This window comes from Acinetobacter sp. YH12058, from assembly GCF_013419805.1.
GTDB classification, from domain to species: domain Bacteria; phylum Pseudomonadota; class Gammaproteobacteria; order Pseudomonadales; family Moraxellaceae; genus Acinetobacter; species Acinetobacter towneri.
In genome coordinates this window covers 1-2,176 of sequence record NZ_VOZL01000055.1, presented here as the reverse complement: position 1 = coordinate 2,176, position 2,176 = coordinate 1, and the positions used below count along the sequence as shown (strand labels likewise).

Sequence of the window (2,176 nt, the reverse complement as noted above, 5' to 3'; positions counted from 1 at the left end):
ACAATGCCCTAATGAACGCTAGTTACAACTTGGATCTCGTTGAACAGCGTTTAATTCTATTGGCAATCATCGAAGCAAGAGAATCAGGCAAAGGAATTAATGCAAATGACCCGCTTACGGTTCATGCAGAGAGTTATATCAATCAATTTGGTGTTCATCGAGTAACTGCATATCAAGCTCTCAAAGATGCTTGTGATAACTTGTTTGCACGTCAATTCAGCTACCAATCCAAAAGTGAAAAAGGGAACATACAAAATCATCGTTCACGTTGGGTTAGTGAAATTATTTACATTGATACAGAAGCAACAGTAAAAATAATATTTGCACCTGCTATTGTCCCACTGATTACAAGGCTAGAAGAACAGTTCACCAAGTATGATATTGAGCAAATTAGTGATTTATCGAGTGCTTATGCAATTCGCTTATACGAGTTATTGATTTGCTGGCGTAGCACAGGGAAAACACCAATTATTGAGCTAGGCGAATTTAGAAATCGGGTTGGTGTGTTAGATAGTGAATATCATCGAATTGCACACTTGAAAGAACGAGTTATTGAACATTCAATTAAACAGATTAACGAGCATACCGACATCACAGCCACCTACGAACAGCACAAAAAAGGGCGGACAATCACAGGATTTTCATTCAAGTTTAAGCAGAAGAAGCCCAAACAAGCCGAAATTGCCACAGAAACGCCAAAAACAGCCACGAATGACCTAGACACGATAAAACCCCTTACGGAGCCTCAGATAGCAAAATACAGCATGATTCTGTGCAAATTAGGCAGTATTTCAGACTTGAGTAACTTCCCCGACTATCCAACCTTTGCCAATTGGATCGGAAATATCCTAAGAAGCCCTGAAAAGGCAGATGAGCAAACAGCAAAACGAATTTTCACAGCATTGAAAACAGAAACAGATTACGGAAAGAAAAATGTCTGAACCTCAAAAGTTACTACTAGAAATAGAGAGACTAAATAAAGAAATTATTAAGCTAAAGGAGGTTATTGAAAATAAAAATGCGCATGTTGAGTCTAAAAATAAACATATTGCACGCCTTGAAAAAATTATTTCGATAATGAAAAAAAGGTGAACCTACAATTTTTTGATTTTCCCCCGAAGGGCGCACTTTACCATTGAGTCCAATAGGTGCGTTTTTGCCCTGCAAAAATTGTCTGTCACGTGGCAATCACGTGGAATTTTCTTCTGTATCCCTTTCCTAGCCATCGTTGTACGAAGCGTCACTACCGAAGTAGTGACACTTCGTGACAACTTTGCAGTTGTGTCGCCACCCATTCGGGATGGCTAAAAACTCCCGTTTAGGTGCTAAGGGGAGCTTGTAATCAGAGATAAAAACTTTCTTAATTTTAATACCTGGTTGTCACTCGTAGACACTCGTTCTGTTTTGCTCTTTCTAGAGTTCACAAAAAAAGATATTAGCGAGTGTCTACGAGCGAAGTTATGAAAGTTCGATTATTCCCCCCTCTGAAAAACCGCTTTTAAAAATATTGGCTGCTAGATTGTTTTTACTATCGTGAGCTTTTGCTTTTAAGAAAATACGAGCGAAGCGAGTTCATAGTTGCTTTTGCTTGTTTTCGGGTCTTAGGGGAAATCCCCTAACAAGTCCCCGAATATCAAAATGTGGCTACATTTTGTATATACGGGTAGGCTTGCTTATTTGATTTTTTTTCTTCTAAACCTTTGACTTCTTCCCCACTGTTTGCAGAAATTGCCCCTCGACTAAGCTTGCTTAGTCAAAAAAGTTTGAGCAAAGCGAAAACATAGGGCAATTTTCGTGATGAAAATGGGCTTTTAATGTTTTTAAATGCTTTTAAATGCTTTTAGACGACCTCAAACGCTTATATAGCAATGCATACAGAGGACATATGTCCACGTTTACCTATCAATATGTCCACGTTTACCTATCAATATGTCCACGTTTACCTATCAATATGTCCACGTTTACCTTGCGTATTTACACACATTTAAATAGTATGGATATATCCAATGAAATTATAATGTGTACTTATGAGCAAATTAGTAGTGAAAGACAATGCCCTAATGAACGCTAGTTACAACTTGGATCTCGTTGAACAGCGTTTAATTCTATTGGCAATCATCGAAGCAAGAGAATCAGGCAAAGGAATTAATGCAAATGACCCGCTTACGGTTCATGC

At 38.3% G+C, this 2,176-nt stretch carries 3 protein-coding genes; all 3 read left to right on the top strand.

Features of this window, described 5'->3' with window-relative positions:
• The coding region (gene repM, locus FTU09_RS13615) for a replication initiation protein RepM (protein ID WP_180080578.1) at positions 1-941 on the top strand (941 nt) is incomplete at its 5' end.
• Positions 934-1,092, top strand: coding sequence for a hypothetical protein (locus FTU09_RS13610; protein ID WP_171406662.1), 159 nt, complete (start codon positions 934-936; stop codon positions 1,090-1,092). The genes repM and FTU09_RS13610, both read left to right, overlap by 8 nt.
• A 935-nt stretch (positions 1,093-2,027) precedes the next feature.
• Positions 2,028-2,176 (top strand): RepB family plasmid replication initiator protein (locus FTU09_RS13605; protein WP_180080575.1); only part of this gene is annotated, 149 nt, incomplete at its 3' end.